The sequence below is a fragment of the Agromyces chromiiresistens genome (assembly GCF_029167465.1).
GTDB classification, from domain to species: domain Bacteria; phylum Actinomycetota; class Actinomycetes; order Actinomycetales; family Microbacteriaceae; genus Agromyces; species Agromyces chromiiresistens.
The window spans coordinates 328,206-345,915 of record NZ_JARFNL010000004.1; the positions used below are offsets into that span (position 1 = coordinate 328,206).

13 protein-coding genes and 2 tRNA genes are annotated in these 17,710 nt (G+C 71.4%); 11 read left to right on the forward strand and 4 right to left on the reverse strand.

Annotated features, from left to right (window positions below; all coding sequences use genetic code 11):
* Nucleotide 1: 1 nt before the first annotated feature.
* Nucleotides 2–1,630, reverse strand: a complete 1,629-nt coding sequence (gene pgm, locus PX701_RS08945; protein WP_275506087.1) for a phosphoglucomutase (alpha-D-glucose-1,6-bisphosphate-dependent) — start codon at nt 1,628–1,630, stop codon at nt 2–4.
* Between the two features lie 140 nt (nt 1,631–1,770).
* A complete protein-coding gene (locus PX701_RS08950) occupies nt 1,771–3,057 on the reverse strand; it encodes a DUF445 domain-containing protein (protein WP_275506088.1) in 1,287 nt (428 codons plus the stop codon).
* 48 nt (nt 3,058–3,105) lie between these two features.
* Here PX701_RS08950 and pheA point away from each other — a divergent pair, with 48 nt between their 5' ends.
* On the forward strand, nt 3,106–4,068 hold the full coding sequence (gene pheA, locus PX701_RS08955) for a prephenate dehydratase (protein WP_231428933.1): 963 nt from the start codon (nt 3,106–3,108) through the stop codon (nt 4,066–4,068).
* Nucleotides 4,069–4,099: 31 nt separating this feature from the next.
* On the forward strand, nt 4,100–5,098 hold the full coding sequence (locus PX701_RS08960) for a hypothetical protein (RefSeq protein WP_275506089.1): 999 nt from the start codon (nt 4,100–4,102) through the stop codon (nt 5,096–5,098).
* 8 nt (nt 5,099–5,106) lie between these two features.
* Here PX701_RS08960 and PX701_RS08965 read toward each other — a convergent pair whose 3' ends face one another.
* Nucleotides 5,107–6,330: an ROK family transcriptional regulator gene (locus PX701_RS08965; RefSeq protein WP_275506090.1), complete on the reverse strand. Its 1,224-nt coding sequence runs from the start codon at nt 6,328–6,330 to the stop codon at nt 5,107–5,109.
* Nucleotides 6,331–6,459: 129 nt separating this feature from the next.
* On the opposite strand from PX701_RS08965, the gene PX701_RS08970 reads away from it, so the two are divergent.
* Nucleotides 6,460–9,207: an alpha-N-acetylglucosaminidase TIM-barrel domain-containing protein gene (locus tag PX701_RS08970; protein ID WP_275506091.1), complete on the forward strand. Its 2,748-nt coding sequence runs from the start codon at nt 6,460–6,462 to the stop codon at nt 9,205–9,207.
* 128 nt (nt 9,208–9,335) lie between these two features.
* On the forward strand, nt 9,336–10,919 hold the full coding sequence (locus PX701_RS08975) for an MFS transporter (protein ID WP_275506092.1): 1,584 nt from the start codon (nt 9,336–9,338) through the stop codon (nt 10,917–10,919).
* A 38-nt stretch (nt 10,920–10,957) separates the two neighbouring features.
* On the opposite strand, the gene PX701_RS08980 is transcribed toward PX701_RS08975, so the two are convergent.
* Entirely contained in the window at nt 10,958–11,965 is a 1,008-nt protein-coding gene (locus tag PX701_RS08980; protein ID WP_231428928.1) for a diacylglycerol/lipid kinase family protein, read from the reverse strand.
* 74 nt (nt 11,966–12,039) lie between these two features.
* On the opposite strand from PX701_RS08980, the gene serS reads away from it, so the two are divergent.
* The 7 genes from serS to PX701_RS09015 all read left to right on the forward strand — a co-directional run bounded on the left by serS (nt 12,040) and on the right by PX701_RS09015 (nt 17,596).
* Nucleotides 12,040–13,308, forward strand: a complete 1,269-nt coding sequence (serS, locus tag PX701_RS08985; RefSeq protein WP_275506093.1) for a serine--tRNA ligase — start codon at nt 12,040–12,042, stop codon at nt 13,306–13,308.
* A complete protein-coding gene (locus PX701_RS08990) occupies nt 13,305–14,135 on the forward strand; it encodes an HAD family hydrolase (protein ID WP_231428926.1) in 831 nt (276 codons plus the stop codon). Before serS ends, PX701_RS08990 begins: the two co-directional genes overlap by 4 nt.
* A 66-nt stretch (nt 14,136–14,201) precedes the next feature.
* Nucleotides 14,202–15,539: an LCP family protein gene (locus PX701_RS08995; RefSeq protein ID WP_231428925.1), complete on the forward strand. Its 1,338-nt coding sequence runs from the start codon at nt 14,202–14,204 to the stop codon at nt 15,537–15,539.
* Between the two features lie 126 nt (nt 15,540–15,665).
* Nucleotides 15,666–15,750: transfer RNA gene (locus PX701_RS09000), tRNA-Ser, on the forward strand.
* A gap of 76 nt (nt 15,751–15,826) precedes the next feature.
* Nucleotides 15,827–17,104: an LCP family protein gene (locus PX701_RS09005; RefSeq protein WP_275506094.1), complete on the forward strand. Its 1,278-nt coding sequence runs from the start codon at nt 15,827–15,829 to the stop codon at nt 17,102–17,104.
* A gap of 97 nt (nt 17,105–17,201) precedes the next feature.
* Nucleotides 17,202–17,290, forward strand: a tRNA-Ser gene (locus tag PX701_RS09010).
* Nucleotides 17,291–17,431: 141 nt separating this feature from the next.
* Nucleotides 17,432–17,596 (forward strand): hypothetical protein, encoded by a 165-nt coding sequence (locus tag PX701_RS09015; protein WP_231428923.1) that lies wholly within the window; start codon nt 17,432–17,434, stop codon nt 17,594–17,596.
* Nucleotides 17,597–17,710: the final 114 nt, after the last annotated feature.

A 17,710-nucleotide genomic window follows, 5' to 3' on the forward strand; every position in this document is an offset into this window, starting at 1 on the left:
GTCAGACGTCGAGCGCGCCGTCGACGATGCGCTTCGCCTCGGCCTGCACGAGCTTCAGGTGCTCGGGCCCCTTGAACGACTCGGCGTAGATCTTGTACACGTCCTCCGTGCCGCTCGGCCGCGCGGCGAACCACGCCTCGGCCGTCTCGACCTTCACCCCGCCGATCGCGGCGTCGTTGCCCGGCGCCTTCGACAGCTTCGCGCTGATCGGGTCTCCCGCGAGCTCAGTCGCGGCGATCGCGTCGCCGTCGAGTCGGCCGAGGGCGGTCTTCTGCGCGGCGTTCGCCGCGGCATCCACCCGCTCGTAGGCGGGCTCGCCGAAGCGCTCGACGAGGTCGGCGTACAGCTCCGACGGCGACCTGCCGGTGACCGCGCGGATCTCGGCCGCGAGCAGGCACAGCAGGATGCCGTCCTTGTCGGTCGTCCAGACGGTGCCGTCGAAGCGCAGGAACGATGCGCCCGCGCTCTCCTCTCCGCCGAAGCCGACCGAGCCGTCGACGAGCCCGGGCACGAACCACTTGAAGCCGACCGGCACCTCCCAGAGGCGGCGGCCGAGCGACGCGGCGACCCGGTCGATCATCGAGCTCGACACGAGCGTCTTGCCGATCGCGGCGTCGTCGCGCCAGCCCGGTCGGTGCGCGAACAGGTACTCGATCGCGACCGCGAGGTAGTGGTTCGGGTTCATGAGCCCGCCGTCGGGGGTGACGATGCCGTGCCGGTCGGCGTCGGCGTCGTTGCCGGTGAGCAGGTCGTACGCGCCCGCCTTCGCGACGACCGAGGCCATCGCGTTGCGGCTCGACGGGTCCATCCGGATCTTGCCGTCCCAGTCGAGGGTCATGAACGACCACGTCGGGTCGACGCGCTCGTTCACGACGGTGAGGTCGAGCCCGTATCGGTCGCGGATCGCCGCCCAGTAGTGCACGGAGGCTCCGCCCAGCGGGTCGGCGCCGATGCGGATGCCGCTGCGCGCGATCGCCTCCATGTCGATCACGCTCGCCAGATCGGCCACGTACGCGCCGCGGAAGTCGTAGGTCTCGACGCCGCTCGGCTCGGCCTGGTTCACGCCGCGCAGCCCGCCCTCGATGAGCTCGTTCGCGCGCGCCGCGATCCACGCGGTCGCGTCGCTGTCGGCCGGTCCGCCGTGCGGCGGGTTGTACTTGAAGCCGCCGTCCTGCGGCGGGTTGTGCGACGGCGTGATGACGATGCCGTCGGCCTCGCCCTCCGCGCGCTTCGCGGGGTCGTTGTTCCAGGTCAGGATCGCGTGCGAGAGCGCCGGCGTCGGCACGTAGTCGTCGAACTCGTCGACGAGCACCCGCACCTGGTTGCCGACGAGCACGTCGAGCGCGGTCGTCTGGGCGGGGGCGCTGAGCGCGTGGGTGTCGGCGCCGATGAAGAGCGGGCCCGTGATGCCCTGCGCCGCGCGGTACTCGACGATCGCCTGCGTGGTCGCGAGGATGTGGTGCTCGTTGAAGCTCGTCGTGAGCGACGAGCCGCGGTGGCCCGAGGTGCCGAACGCGACGCGCTGCCCGGGCACCGACGCATCGGGTTTCAGCTCGTAGTACGCCCTGACGAGCGCCTCCACGTCGATGAGGTCGGACTCGATGGCCGGGGTTCCCGCTCGCTCGTGCATGCCCCCCAGTCTGGCACCGCGCCCCGCGATGCGGGAGGGACCGGGCGTCCCGCAGACGGGCCGCGATCGTTCGACGCGTCCGCCCCCATGGGGCGGGACTCACCTGAGGAATGGGACTGCGCCCGCCACCGGCCGGGACATCACATCGAGATGGCGAGCGCGTGCACGCCCGTCGCGACCGCGTAGATGGCGACGCCCGCGAGCGCGCCGACCACCGTGCCGTTGATGCGGATGAACTGCAGGTCGCGCCCGACCTGCAGCTCGAGCTTCTCGGTCGTCTCGCGCGGGTCCCAGCGCTCGACGGTCTCGGTGATGACGCCGGCGATCTCGTGCCGGTAGTTGCGCACGACGTAGGCCGCGGCATCCGTCACCCAGTCGTCGACCTTCGCCGCGAGGGCGTCGTCGGTCGCGAGGCGGGTGCCGACCTCGACGATCGCCGCGCGCAGTCCGGTGCGCAGCTCGCTCGAGGGGTCGGCGAGCCCGTCGACGAGGGTCGCCTTCACGGCGGCCCACGCCTCGCCCGCGAACTCGCGCACGCGCGGGCTCGCGAGCAGCTCGGCCTTGAGCCGCTCGACCCGGGCGATCATGGCCGGGTCGTGCTGCAGGTCGTCGGCGAGCTCCGCGAGGTAGCGGTCGATCGCGAGGCGCAGCGGGTGCGCGTCGTCGGCGCGCACCGCGCGCACGAAGGCGAGCACCTCGCGATGCGCGCGGTCGTCGACGAGGCGGTCGACGAAGCCCGGCACCCACCGCGGCAGCCGCTCGGAGACCATGCGCCCGAACGCCTCCGGGTGCCCGGCGAGCCACGACTCGGCCTTCTCGAGCACGGCGTCGACGGCGGCGCGCTGCTGGTCGGCCGCGACGAGCTGCGCCCCGATGCGGCCGATCGCCGGCCCCCACTCGGGCTCGAACAGGTGGCGGCGGGCGAGGCGTTCGATCACGTCCTCGACGTCGTCGTCGCCGAGCATCGTGAGCACGCCGCGTGCGGCGACGGAGGCCTCGGCGGTCACCCGTTCGGCGTTCTCGGGCGCCGCGAGCCAACCGCCGACCCGCCGCGAGATGCCGATCGAGCGCAGCTTGCCGAGCACGACCTCGTCGGAGAGGAACTCGTGCTCGACGAAGGCCCCGAGGCTCGCCCCGATCTCGTCCTTGCGCCGCGGGATGATCGCCGTGTGCGGGATCGGCAGTCCGAGCGGATGACGGAACAGCGCCGTGACCGCGAACCAGTCGGCGATCGCGCCGACCATCGCGCCCTCGGCGGCGGCGCGCACGTAGCCCATCCAGGCGATCTCGTCCTGCAGGGCGAACGACACTGCGAACACGACGGCGGCCACCGCGAGCAGGCTCGTCGCGACGCGCTTCATACGGCGCAGCGCGATGCGCCGCTCCGCATCGCCCGGCACGGCCCTCGTGATCGCCGCGGTCTCCACGTGGGCAGTATCGCAGTCGGCTCCCGCCCCGCTCGTTAGGCTTGGCGCATGACGACGGATGCCTCGGCGACGCCCCCTCACGAGACGTACTCGTATCTCGGGCCGGCGGGCACCTTCACCGAGGCGGCGCTGAAGCAGGTGCCCGAGGCGGCGGGCAAGCACTGGCGCCCGGTGAACAACGTCGGCGAGGCGCTCGCCGACGTCGTCGAGGGCCGTTCGACGGCCGCGATGATCGCGATCGAGAACTCGATCGACGGGGGAGTGAGCGCCACGCAGGACGCACTGGCGACCGTGCCCGGCCTGCGCATCGTCGGCGAGTACCTCGTGCCGGTCAACTTCGTGCTCGTCGCCCGCCCGGGCACGACGCTCGCCGAGGTCCGGGTCGTCAACGCCCACCCCGTCGCGTACGCGCAGTCGCGCGGCTGGCTCGAGCGCGAGCTGCCGAACCACGGGCACATTCCCGCGACGAGCAACGTGCAGGCCGCGGCATCCCTGTTCGAATCGGCGCAGGCCGACGCGGCCGTCGCCCCGCCCGGCATCACCGAGCACCTCGACGTCGACGTGCTCGCCCGCGACATCGGCGACAACCCCAACGCGGTGACCCGCTTCGTGCTCGTGAGCCGGTCGCGCGTCGTCCCGGCGCCGACGGGCGCCGACAAGACGAGCCTCATCGTCGAACTGCCCGACGACGAGCCGGGCGCGCTGCTCGACATGCTCGAGCAGTTCTCGACGCGGGGCGTGAACCTCTCGCTCATCCAGTCGCGGCCGATCGGCGACGCGCTCGGCCGGTACCGCTTCGTGATCGATCTCGAGGGGCACGTCGAAGACGAGCGGGTCGCCGACGCGCTGCTCGGCCTCCGCCGCTACTCGCCGAAGGTGATCTTCCTCGGCTCCTATCCGCGCGCCGACCGGCGCGAGATCGAGTACCACTCGAAGTACGATGACGAGATCTTCATCGAGGCCCGCGACTGGTTGCGCGGGCTCTTGAGCGGCGAACCCGACGGCGCCTGACGGCGGCGCGGGCTCACGGAGGGGGTCGACGATGACCGGGGCACGTGAGGGCATCGACCCTCGCTACGACGCGCGGTTCCAGCGCGGGTATGACGGGCACGGGGCGGATGCCTCGGCCGCGGGCCGTGCGCAGGGCGTCGAGCCGACCGTCGCGGCGACGGCGTCGGGCACTGGGGCGTCCGGCACCGCGGCACCGATCGTCTCGGAGGCGAGCACGGCATCGGTCGCATCCCCGGCCGAGAACGTGCCGGTCGAACGCGACACCGACGAGGAACTCGACCTGTTCGCGGTGCTCGAACCGGATCGCGACGGCGAGGCGGACCTCGAGCGCGACGACGACTCCGGCCGCTCGGATCCAGTGCGGCGCGACCCGCTCGATTCCGCACCTGTCCACACGGGGATGCCCGACGAGGACGATGGGTTCGGTCCAGCGCCGGAGCCCGCGGCAGAGCCGCTCGGACGCCGTACCTGGGTGTGGCTCGCTGCGGGGTGGGCCGTCACCGGGGCGGTCACCGTGATCGGTGCCTGGCTGAGCTGGCTCACCAACGCGGACACGAGCTGGTACGCGAGCCCGTCACCGGCCGAAGATCCCACTGCGCAGTTGCTGCGCACCCTCGGCTGGGCGATGTCGCCGTCGTTGCTCATGGCGGGTGGGGTCGGACTCGTCGTCGTGACCGCGATGGCGGCCCGGCTCTGCGAGGCGGACTCCCCGCGAAACGGGTTCGCGCGCTCGGCCGCGTGGTGGGCGCTCGTCGCGATCGCCGCGGCGGGCCTCATCGCGATGCCGGGACTGATCGGCGCGATCCAGGAGACCATCGTGCTGAACTCGGGCATCGTGGTCGACGGCAACGGCATGGTCGTCGACGACACGCAGCAGGCGCAGCTCGACGCGATGGCCCGCGGCCAGTTCGCCCAGGCGGTCATCGGCACCATCGCGCTCACGGTCGTCGCGGCGGTCGTCGCGGTCGTCGTGCACGAGGCGCACCGCGCGCTGCGCCGTCCTGCGGCGAGATCGACGCAGTCGAGCTGAGCCCGCGCTCAGCGGGCGGAACTCCGCGCCCTCGTGCGCGCGTCGGAGCCGAGGCCGCCGTCGAGCGCCGACTCCCAGGCCGACCGCACGGCGGCGGTGACGGCGCCGCGCACCACCGTGTTCTCGGCGAACGGCGACAACCGCACCTCGATCGGTGCGGCGCCGATCGCGGTGAGCCGTCGTTCGAGGGCGGCGGTGAGCACATCGCCGCCGCGCGCGATGCCGCCCGTCACGTAGACCCGGTGCAGGTCGAGCGCGAGCAGGATCGGCGCGAGCGCCCGCGCGGCGACGTCGGCGAGCTGGTCGACGATCTCGGTGGCCGCGCGCTCGCCGTCGTTGGCCCGCTCGAACACGTGGGCGGCGGCGGCCTCAGCGCCGAGCTCGGAGGCGAGTCGGGTGAACGGGTCCCTCGCCGCGACGAGCCGGGCGATCTCGTCGATGTGCTCGGCGCCGACCACGGCCTCGAGCGTCGCGCGCTCGCCGCTCCACGGGTCGGTCACCATGAGCGCGCCGATCTCGCCGGCGGCTCCGAGCGGGCCGCGGTAGAGCCGACCGTCGAGCACGAGGCCGGCGCCGAGCCGCTCGCCCCACTGCACCGTCAGGAACGACGGCGGGCAGTCGTCGAGCTCCGACATGGCGAGGGCGGCGAGATTCGCGTCGTTGTCGAGGTCGACGTCGACGCCGAACCCGCGGCCGAGCTCGCGGGTCAGGTCGAGGTCGGTCCACGCGTCGATGCCCCGGATGACGCGCACGCGCCCCTCGGCGCGGTCGATCATGCCGACGCTCGCGACCGAGACCGCCGCGATGCCGTCGCGTTCGAGGGCCGCCGCGGCGAGGGCGCGGTCGACGGTCGCGTTGACGAGGCGCAGCAGCTCGCGGCCGTCGTGCACCTCGTGGAGGGCGTTCGCCTCGGCGATCACGGCGCCCGCGGCGTCGGCGACCTCGGCGACGACGCGGTGCAGTCCGATGTCGACGCCGAGCACGTGGAAGCGCTCGGGCGTCACCGAGAACCGCGCTGCCGGCCGCCCGAGGGCGCCGAGCGGGTCGTGCCGGCGCAGCCAGCCGTCGGCGTCGAGCTCCTCGATGATCGTGGCGACGGTCGAGCGGGTGAGGCCGGTGCGCTCCGCGATCTCGACGATGCGCACCGGCTCACCGCCGGAGCGCAGCTCGTCGAGCACCCTCGCGGTGTTGTAGCGCTTGAGTCGTGCGGTGCCGACGATCGGGTCGTTCATGCGGCCTCCGTTCCGGCGGTTAGTTTAGCCGAGACTTTACGTTAAGACCTTGCGTAAAGGTCGGAGGTCTGATTGGGTCGGGATGGCGGCGCGATCCGCGCCGCATCCGAACGACCGGCGAAAGGCCCGATGATGCACCCAACGCCCAGACGACGTCGACGAGCGGCCCTCGCTCCGCTCGCCACGATCGCGACCGCACTCCTGCTGACGACCGGCACCGCCGGCGCGGCGAACGCCGAGCCTCCTGCCCGCGACGCGAAGCTCGACGTGCCGCCCAAGACGGCGCCGGGCCTCGAGCCCGCGCGCGACGCCGTCGAGCGGCTGCTCGGCGAGGCATCCGACGGGTTCGATCTCGCGATGCTCGAGTCCGCCGACGGCGCCGACGCCTACGAGATCACCTCGAAGCGCAACCACGTGCGCGTTGCGGCGACCGACTCGGCGACGGCGATCGCCGGGGTCAACGCCTACCTCGCCACGATCGGCCAGTCGGTCTCGTGGAACGTGCGCAACCTCGACCCCGAGGCGGCGCTGCCCCTGCCCGCCGAGCCGATCACGGCGACGTCGAACGTCAGCCACCGGTTCTACGGCAACGACACCGAGGACGGCTACACCGGCGCCTACCGCACCTGGGACGAGTGGGAGCGCGAGATCGACGAACTCGCCGCGCTCGGCTTCAACGAGGTGTTCATGCCGGTCGGCTCCGAAGCGGTCTACGCCGAGGTGCTCGAGCAGTTCGGCTACTCGGCCGAGGAGGCCCGCGCGTGGATCCCGCTGCCGGGTCACCAACCCTGGTGGCTGCTGCAGAACATGTCGGGCTATCCGGCCGGCACGAGCGAGGCGCTGCTCGAGGAGCGCACCGAACTCGGTCGCAAGATCGCCGACCGGCTGCGCGAGCTCGACATGACCCCCGTGCTGCCCGGGTACTTCGGCACCGTGCCGACCGACTTCGCCGACCGCAACGCCGACGCGCGCGTCGAGCCGCAGGGCGGCTGGGTCGGGTTCCAGCGCCCCGGCTGGCTCGACCCGAACTCGGCCGTGTTCCCGGCGGTCGCCGAGGCCTTCTACGAGGCATCCGAGGAGAAGCTGGGCGCCTCGAACGCGTACAAGATGGACGTGCTGCACGAGGGCGGCCGCCGCGGCAGCGTCGACGTGCCCGGCGCGACGCGCGCGATCGAGACGGCCCTGCAGACGGCGCAGCCCGGGGCGACCTGGGTGCTGCTCGGCTGGCAGAACAACCCGCCCGAGGATGTCGCCGCTGCGGTGGATCCCGAGACGACCTTCATCGTGGACGGCCTGTCGGACCGCTGGGCGCGCGGCGACCTCGAGGCCAAGTGGAGCGGGGTGCCGTACGCGTTCGGCACGATCTGGAACTTCGGCGGGCACACGACGATGGGTGCCGAGCTCGCGAAGTGGAACGAGCTGTTCGACGAGTGGCTGAACCGTGACGGCAGCCGCGTCGACGGCATCGCGGCCCTGCCGGAGGGCGGACTCAACAACCCTGCCGCGATCGACTTCTTCGCCGGTCTCGCGTGGCGCGACGGCCCCATCGACGTGAACGCGTGGTTCGACGCCTGGACCGAGCGCCGGTACGGCGTCGACGACCCGGAGCTGAAGGCGGCCTGGCGCATTCTCGCAGAGACGGCCTACACCCTGCCCGACAACGAGGGCTACAGCGAGGCGCACGACGGGCTCTACGGCGCCCGCCCGTCGCTGTCGGCGAGCGCCGCGGCGACCTGGTCGCCGGGCAGCCTCTCGTACGACCCCGACCGGTTCGCCGAGGCGCTCGACCACCTGCTCGCCGCCGCTCCCGCCGCGGGCGGGAACGCGAGCTACCGGTACGACCTCATGGATGTCGCGCGCCAGGTGACCTCGAACACCTCGCGGGTGCTGCTGCCGCAGCTGCAGCAGGCCTACGGCATGCGCGACCGGGCGGCCTTCACCGGGCTCAGCGAGGAGTGGCTCGGCAACATGGACCTGCTCGACGCGATCGTCGCGACGCAGCCGCAGACGCTCTTCGGCCGCTGGATCGCCGACGCACGCGCCGCGGGCGCCGATGCGGCCGAGGCCGACCGGCTCGAGTTCGACGCGCGGTCGATCGTCACGACGTGGGGCGACCGCAGCGCCGTCGACGCCGGCCTCAACGACTACGCGAACCGCGAGTGGCAGGGTCTCGTCAGCACCTACTACAAGGACCGGTGGGAGCGGTTCTTCGCGAGCATCCAGACGGCCTTCGACATCGGCAGGGCCCCGGCGTCGATCGACTGGTACGCCGTCGGCGCCGAGTTCACGGCGTCGACCGCCACCTCGGCGTTCCTCACCGAGCCCGAGGGCGACATCGTCGAGCTCGCCGGACGCGCGGTCGAGGCCCACGACGCGACCGTGCCCGACGTGCCCGAGCCGCCGACGGCGGGCGAGCACTTCCTCTCCGACCTGCCGTTCGCCTCGGTGTCGCTCAACGCGGCCTACGGGCCGATCGAGCGCGACACCGAGATCGGCGAGGCCGCGTACGGCGACGGCAAGCCGATCCGGCTCGCCGGCGTCGAGTACGGCAAGGGGCTCGGGGTCAACTCGCCGACCACGATCGGATTCAACCTCGGCGGGCAGTGCTCGGCGTTCGCGGCGGTCGTGGGCATCGACGACATCATGAACAAGGCGGGGGCATCGCCCAACGTCATCTTCCGGGTCGTCGCCGACGGCGAGGTGCGTTACGACAGCGGCGCGATGACGAAGGGGCTGGCCGCAGAGGTCGACGTCGACGTCACCGGTGTCGAGCGGCTCGAGCTCGTGGTCGACCCGAACGCGGCGGGCTCGCCCGCCGGCCAGGCCGAATGGTGGGACCGCGCGGACTGGGCCGACGCGATCGTGACCTGCGGCTGACGCAGGCGCGAACCGGGGGGGCGGGACCGGCCGGCCGGCCGGCCCCGCCCCCGTCTGCGCGCCGTTTCGGACCGCTTCGAACCGGAGCGGGCCCTTCCGGCCCGGCCGCGGGTGTGCTTGAGTGAGCCATGGACTCTCGCGGCACCGCCGAAGGGCGGTTCAACGGCAAGCTCGCGCTCCTGCTCGCGATGGCCATGTTCGTGCTCGTGGTCGACACCTCGCTCATGAACGTGTCGATCTCCGCGGTCGTGCGCGATCTCGACACCACGGTGAGCGGCGTGCAGGGCGCGATCGCGCTCGAGGCCCTCGTCTCGGCGGCGTTCATCCTCATCGGCGGCAAGACGGGCGACCTCATCGGCCGGAAGCTCGCGTACGTCCTGGGCCTTCTCGGCTACGCGATCGGTGCGATCGCCATGGTGTTCGCGCAGGACCTCACCGCGATCATCATCTTCTGGGCGGTGATCGGCGGCATCGGCGCGTCGCTGCTGCTGCCTGCGATGCAGTCGCTCATCCACGGCAACTTCGAGGGCGACCACCAGAAGCGGGTGTACGCGCTCGTCGGCGCCTCGGCGGCGATCGCCGCCGCCGTCGGGCCCCTGCTCGGCGGGTTCATCACGACCTTCCTCTCGTGGCGGGTCGGTTTCGCGCTCGAGGCGCTCATCATCGCCGTGGTGCTCGCGGGCATCGGGCTCGTGAAGGATGTGCCGTATCACGGCGATCGGTCGGTCGACATCGTCGGCGCGCTGCTCTCGATCATCGGAATGGGGGGCGTGGTCACCGGCATCCTCGTCTGGCAGGAGGGCGGCGGCTACGTCGGCCTCATCATCGGCATCGGCGTGCTGGGCCTCGGCCTCCTCGTCTTCTGGCTGCGCAACCGCAAGCGCGCCGGCAAGCCCGTGCTGCTCGACCCGGCCCTCTTCGAGTCGAAGATGTTCCGCACCGGGGCGAGCGGGCAGCTGCTGCAGCAGATCGCCCTCGGCGGCACCATGATCGTGCTGCCGATCTACCTGCAGATGGTCTTCGAGTACAACGCGCTGCAGGCCGGGCTCTCGATCGCGCCGCTCTCGCTCAGCATGTTCGTCGTCGCCCTGCTGGCCGGCCGCGGGCTGAGACGCAGGCCGGCGAGCATCATCCTGTGGGGCTTCGCCCTCGTCGTCGTGGGCGTCGGGGTGCTCGTGCCGATCGTGCCGATCGCCGACTCGGGCTGGTACCTCACGCTGCCGCTCATCGTCGCCGGATGCGGCCTCGGCCTGCTCGTCTCGCAGCTCAACAACTACACGCTGTCGCCGATCTCCGACGAGCGGGTCAGCGAGGCGGCGGGTGTCAACTCGGCGGCCGGCTCGTTCGGTCTCTCGTTCGGACTCGCCTTCGCGGGGGCGATCATGCTCGCGACGCTCGCGTTCACGTTCACGGCGAGCGCCGAGTCGAGCACGGTGCTGAGCGCCGAGGAGGCGCAGCAGGTCTCGACCGTCCTCGAGGAGGACGCCGAGATCATGACCGACACCGGGCTCGCCGAGCTCCTCGTCGACCAGCCGCCAGCCGTGCAGGAGGAGATCCTGCGCATCAACACCGACTCGCGGTTCATCGCCCTGCAGGTCGCGCTCGTCGTGCCCATCCTCGCGGGGCTGCTCGGCGTGCTGAACGCGCTGCGCATGCGTCGGCTCCCCGACCCGAAGGCCTCCTCGTCGGCGGAGGGATCGATGCTCGGCTGAGGGTCTCGACTCGCTTCGCTACTCGACCACCGGAGCGGTCAGCGCGGCACCCGCACGACGAGCGACGCCGGGTCGACCTCGAACCGCGCCGCGACGACGGTGCCGAACTCGTCGCCGTCGATCTCGAACTCCTGCGGCCCGCCCTCGATCGCGAGGTCGACGTTGCGACCACGCGAGTACGCGACGACCTGCCGGCGGTTGCCACCCGTGAGGTCGAGCACCTGCCGGCCGATCGCGGTCTTGCGCATGACCCGGTTCTCCCACGCGATGACACGCCACACGAACAGCCAGCCGAACAGGTTGCGCGGCTGCAGCCGCACGACGTCGAGGCGGCCGTCGTCGATCTCGGCGTCGGGGATGAGCTCGAGGTTGCCCGGCAGGTAGCCGAGGTTGGCCACGAGGATGCTCGACACCCTCGACCGGTGGTGCCGGCCGCCGTCGAGGCGGTGCACGATGCGGAACGGCTCCGAGTTCGGCAGCGCACGCAGGCCCGCGTCGACGTAGGCGAGCCAGCCCACCTTCTTCTTGAGGTCTGGATTCGTGTTCGCGATCATCGTCGCATCGATGCCGATGCCCGCCATCACGAGCGACGCGTGCGCCTCCGTGCTGCCGTCGGGCCGACGCACGCGGGCGATGAGCACGTCGACCGCCCGGTCGAGCCCGGCGAACGCGAGCACCACGGCGTCGTCGACGTCGTTCACCGGGATGTCGAGGTTGCGCGCGAACAGGTTGCCCGTGCCGAGCGGCACGATGCCCATCGGGACCCCGGTGCCCCGCAGCCCGGCCGCGACCGAGCGCACGGTGCCGTCGCCGCCGGCCGCGATCACGAGGTCGGCGCCGGCCTCGACCGCTTCGCGGGCCATGCCCTTGCCCGGGTCGTCCTCGGTGGTGTCGATCCACAGCGACGGGGCGAACCCCTGCCGCTCCTCGGCGCGCTCGACGGCGGCGCGGAGCGCATCGACCCCCGACTTCGTGGGGTTGCTGATGACCGCCGCGCGCGGGCGCGGCTCCGAGCCATCCGCGCTGGTCTGGTGCTGGGCCGTCACACTGCCAACGGTACGGCACCCGCGCGCGGGAGTTCGCTGAAGACCCGTGGATGCCGCGGGCTAGACTTGCTCGGGTGATCGACCCCGTGCTGCTCCGCGAGAACCCCGACCTCATCAAGCGTTCGCAGGAGCTCCGTGGCGAGTCCTCGGCGCTCGTCGACGAGGCCGTCGCCGCCGATTCGGCGCGCCGCACCGCGATCACCGTCTTCGAGACGCTCCGCGCCGAGCAGAACGCGTTCGGCAAGCAGGTCGCCCAGGCCCCGAAAGACGCGAAGGCCGCGCTCGTCGCCCAGGCGCAAGAGCTCGCGGCGCGGGTCAAGGCCGCGAACCAGGCGGTGAGCGACGCCGAGGCCGAGTTCACGCTCGCCGTGCAGAAGCTCGGCAACATCGTCATCGACGGCGTGCCCGCCGGCGGCGAGGACGACTACATCGTGCTGCGCGAGGTCGGCGAGATCCCCGCGTTCGACTTCGAGCCGCGCGACCACCTCGAGATCGGCGAGCTGCTCGACGCGATCGACATGCCGCGCGGCGCGAAGGTGTCGGGCGCGCGCTTCCACTACCTCAAGGGCGTCGGCGCCCGCCTCGAGCTCGCCCTCATGAACATGGGCCTCGACCGCGCGATCGCCGCAGGGTTCACCCCGCTCATCACGCCGACGCTCGTGCGTCCCGAGATCATGAACGGCACCGGGTTCCTCGGCGCCCACGCCGACGAGGTGTACTACCTGCCAGAGCAGGAGCTGTACCTCACGGGCACGAGCGAGGTCGCGCTCGCCGGCTACCACGCCGACGAGATCATCGACGTGTCGAACGGCCCGATCCGGTACGCCGGCTGGTCGACCTGCTACCGCAGCGAGGCCGGCTCGCACGGAAAGGACACGCGCGGCATCATCCGCGTGCACCAGTTCAACAAGCTCGAGATGTTCACCTACATCGACCCGGCCGAGGCCGAGGCCGAGCACGAGCGCCTGCTCGCGTGGCAGGAGGAGATGCTGCAGAGCCTCGGGCTCGCGTACCGCGTCATCGACACCGCGGCGGGCGACCTCGGCTCGAGCGCCGCACGCAAGTACGACATCGAGGCGTGGGTGCCGACGCAGAACGCGTACCGCGAGCTCACCTCGACCTCGAACTGCACGACGTTCCAGGCCCGCCGCCTCGACATCCGCCACCGCACCGAGAGCGGCAAGACCGCGCCGGTCGCGACCCTCAACGGCACGCTCGCGACGACCCGCTGGATCGTCGCGATCCTCGAGACGCACCAGCAGTCCGACGGCTCGGTGATCGTGCCCGAGGCGCTGCGGGGCTATCTCGGCGGCCTCGAGCGATTCGAGCCCGTCGCGCGATGAGCGAGCAGGCGACGGCGAGCGAGATCGCGGCTGACCAGTGGTTCGTCGCGCTCGACGTCGACGGCACGATCATGCACGAAGACGGCACGATCGACGATCTCGTCGCCGACGCCGTGGCCGCTGCGGCCGACCGGGGCCACCTCGTCACGCTCGCGACCGGTCGCTCGTGGGCGACGACGCGGCCGGTGCTCGAACAGCTCGGGCTCACGCCCGAGTACGTGGTGTGCGCCAACGGCGCCATCACGATGCGCCGCGACGACACCGCCGAGGGCGGGTACTCGCGCGAGCACGTCGAGACGTTCGACCCGACCGCGGTGCTGGAGCGCATCCGGGCGTTCCTGCCGTCGGGCAAGTTCATGGTCGAACTCCCCGACGGATACCGGCTCTACACCGCGGGCATGACCGAGTGGAACCTCGAGAACGCCCGCGAGGTCGTCTTCGACGAGCTGCTCGACCAGCGCGCCACCCGCGTCGTCGTGACGAGCCTCGAGCACGGGCTCGACGAGTTCTTCGAGATCGTCGACCAGATGGGCCTGCACCACGTCAGCTACGCGATCGGGTGGACGGCGTGGCTCGACATCGCGCCCGACGGGGTCAACAAGGCGACCGCACTCGAACGGGTGCGCGGATGGCTCGGGGCCCGGGCCGACCGGGTGCTCGCCGTCGGCGACGGCCGCAACGACCTCGAGATGTTCGCCTGGGCGGGGGCCGCCGGTCGCGCGGTCGCGATGGGCCAGGCGCCCGATGAGGTGCGGGCGGCGGCCGGCGAGGTGACCGGCGCCGTCGAGGAGGCCGGACTCGCGTCGATCCTCGACACGCTGCCCTGACCGGGGAAGACGCACAGGCCGCGTGGGGGCGCGGCAAATAGACTCGTGTGGTCGGGAGGGGACGACGTGGAGCACCAGACCGAGGAGCCGGGCGACGCCGCGGCGCCGGTCGGCGCGCCCGAGCCGACGCGTCACGGGCGCCTGCCGCGGCACACCGGGCCGCGCGCGACCCTGAAGCTCGTGGCATCCGTCGTCGCCGTGGTGGCGGTGAGCGCGACCGCGGTGGCCGCCTACGCGGCCGTCGACCTCGTCGGTTCGGTCAAGCAGGGTGCCTCGCTCGCGAGCGAGGACATGCTCGCGGGGGTGCCCGACATCGGTGCGATGGACGGCGGCCTCAACTTCCTGCTCGTCGGCAGCGACAAGCGCCCTGCCGACGGCTCCTTCGGCGACCCCGAAGAGGATTCGGGCATTCTCAACGACGTGAACATGCTGCTGCATGTCTCGCAGGACCACTCGCACGTCGAGGTCGTGAGCTTCCCGCGCGACATGATCGTGCCGGTGCCCGAGTGCCCAGACCCGGTCGATCCGGCTTCGGGCCCGCTGTCGGCGATGTCCGGCGTGCCGCTCAACAGCGTGCTGGAGCATGGGGGCCTCACGTGCATCGCGATGACGATCGAGCAGCTCACGGGCACGAAGATCCCGGTCGCCGGCGTCGTCGAGTTCAAGGGCGTTGCCGCCCTGTCTGAGGCCGTCGGCGGCGTCGAGGTCTGCCTCGCCGACCCGATCGACGACCGCGACTCGGGGCTCAAGCTCTCGGCAGGCACGCACAGCATCAAGGGTTTCGAGGCGCTCGCGTTCCTGCGCACGCGAAAGGCCGCCAACGACGGCAGCGACCTCGGGCGCATCGCGAGCCAGCAGGCCTTCCTCGCGTCGCTCGCGCGCACGCTGCAGTCGAGCGGCACCCTGAGCGACCCCGTCAAGCTCTACTCGATCGCGAAGGCCGTGCTCTCGAACATGGAGCTCTCGAAGGAGTTGCAGAACCCGGCCCGACTCATGTCGATCGCCCGCGCGCTGCAGGACACCGACCTGTCGAAGATCGCGTTCGTGCAGTACCCGACGGCCGACTACGGCGACGGCGTGCACGTGCAGCCCGCCGAGTCGGCCGAGGTCGTGAACCTCGCCCTGCAGGAGGACCGCCCGGTCGTCATCGACCCCAGCGCGAACGACAACGCGGGCTACGGCACCGCCGACCCCTCGGCGCCCGCGGTCGAGCAGGCGACGACCGACGCGGACGCGGAGACCGTGACCGCCGATGAGGCGCAGTCCGCCGACGACGAGCAGGCCGCCGAGGAGGCGCCCGCGTCCGATGCGCCGGCGACGACGCCGGCCGAGGAACAGTTGCCTCCCGACGTCACAGGGCTCACTGGCAACGAAGTACGCTGCGTCACTGGAAACAGCGACTGACCGGGGCATCCGACTCGCCTCAGGGCTCTTTCAGGCGCGACTGACAGGCTGTCGAGAGCGCAATTCGGCTAGAATCGGGGCCTGCCTGCACGATCTCCTCCGCCCCGGAGGGGGTCGCACGGGCATGGAGGGCTGTCCGAGCGGCCGATGGAGCTGGTCTTGAAAACCAGTGGGCAGCAATGCCTCGTGGGTTCGAATCCCACGCCCTCCGCGCGACCCGACAGGAGAGGACCACGGTGAACGAAGCGTTGCGACCCAGCTCGCGTCGCGCCGCGAAGAACCCTGCGGTGGCGCGCCACGGACGGCTCGGCCGTCACTCGATCTGGCGCACGCTCGCGAAGGTGACGGCGTCGTTCGTCGCCGTCGCACTCGTCTCGGGCGGCGCGGTCGCCGCCTACGCCGCGTGGGACCTCGCGAACACGCTCAAGCCCACGGTGTCGCTCGGCAACGCCGACGTGCTCGAGGGCGTGCCCGACGTCGGCGCGATGGAAGGCGGCGTGAACGTGCTGCTCATCGGCAGCGACAGCCGTGAGGGCCAGGGCGACGCCTTCGGCGACCCCGACGAAGAGACCGCGGTGCTCAACGACGTCACGATGCTCCTGCACATCTCGCAGGACCACTCGCACGTCGAGGTCATCAGCTTCCCCCGTGACATGTTCGTCGATGTGCCGCAGTGCGTCGACCCGGCCGACCCGGCCGGCGAGCCGCTCTACGAGCAGTACGGCGTCAAGATGAACTCGGTGCTGTCGTACGGCGGCATGCCGTGCGTCGTGAAGACGGTCGAGCAGCTCACCGGTGTCACCATCCCGTTCGCGGGCACCGTGCAGTTCATGGGCGTCGCCGCGATGAGCGAGGCCGTCGGCGGCGTCTCGGTCTGCGTCGCCGAGCCCATCGAAGACGAGCACACCAACCTCTACCTCACCGCCGGCGAGCACGACCTCAAGGGCCTCGAGGCGCTCCAGTTCCTGCGCACCCGGCACGGCGTCGGCGACGGCTCCGACCTCGGGCGCATCTCGAACCAGCAGGTCTTCATGTCGGCGCTCGCGCGCAAGCTGCAAGACGGCGGCACGCTCGGCGACCCCGTCGCGCTCTACTCGATCGCCAAGGCGGCGCTCGCGAACATGGAGCTCTCCGACACGATGGCCGACCCGACGACGATGGTCTCGATCGCGAAGGCGATGAAAGACGTCGACCTCTCGAAGATCGCCTTCATCCAGTACCCGACCGGCTACAGCGACGGTGGCGTCGTGCCGAGCGACTCGGCCGAGATCGTGAACCTCGCCCTCCAGCAGGACACCCCGGTCACCTTCGACCCGACGGCCGACGACGCGACGTTCGCGTCGTCCGGCGACCCCAGTGCGCCGCCGGCCGAAGAGACCGCGACCGACGGCGAGGCCGGAACGGCCGCGCTCGCGACCGAGGAGAGCGGCGAAAAGGCACCTGCTGAAGACACCGCCGAGGTGCCGACGCCGACCCCGTCGACCGAGCCGCTGCCGAGCGACGTCACGGGTCAGACCGCCGCCGAGACCCGGTGCTCCGCGGGCCGTACGCTCGAAGACCAGTAGACCGCCGCTCGCCGAAGCTCGTCGAGGGTGCTCGAATCGTCTTTCGGAGGATCGTCGGGTTATGATGGCTGTCGCGTGTGCGCTTGCGTACCCGCGAGGAGACGTCGCATAGTCCGGTCGAGTGCACCACCCTGCTAAGGTGGAGTCCCCGTAAGGGGACCGCGGGTTCAAATCCCGCCGTCTCCGCTCGAATGGCTGTTTGAAGAACTGAATTCGCGAAGGCTCCTGATCGGTTGTCGGGGGCCTTCTTGTATTGTTCGGGTGCTTCGTGTTTCGTCCGGGTGAGTCCCATGTCGGCCGGGTGCGGATCGGCGTATCGTCTCGAACATGTGGACAGTACTCGTGATCTTGCTCGTGGCATGGGTGGTGCTGTCGATCGTCGGCTTCGCCTTCGACGGTCTGCTGTGGCTCGCCATCATCGGAATCGTGTTGTTCGTCGGCACCCTGATCTTCGGGATCATCCGACAGCGCGCCCGTCGAACGAAGGCCTGACCCCGGATCCCGACCCGAATCTCCTGGACGAGGTCAGGCCGCGGTCGCGCGGCGAACCGCGATGATCGAATCGAACCCGAACGATCGGGTGCCGGGCGGGCGCGACGCGCAGGC